The 216-nt window shown below is 38.9% G+C and carries 1 protein-coding gene; it reads left to right on the top strand.

Annotation, left to right across the window (positions count from 1 at the left end):
* The coding region (locus ACYQZV_RS09220; protein ID WP_459895373.1) for a tetratricopeptide repeat protein at positions 1-216 on the top strand (216 nt) is incomplete at both ends.

Here is a 216-nt window from a genome sequence, read left to right as displayed (position 1 = left end):
CTTGGTTGTTATAATCTTGGATTTTTATATCAACATGGCCAAGGTGTCCCACAAAGCTATATAAAAGCAGCTATGCTATTCAAAAAAGCTTGTAAAATGGGCAGTGGTGCTGGTTGTACTGGTCTTGGATCTTTATATAAAGATGGCCAAGGCGTTCCACAGAGCTATATAAAAGCAGCTACACTATACGAAAAAGCTTGTAAAATGGGCAGTGGT

Source organism: Hydrogenobaculum acidophilum (assembly GCF_054656715.1).
Note: the sequence above shows the minus strand (reverse complement) of the source record. Positions and strands in the feature narration are given on the sequence as shown.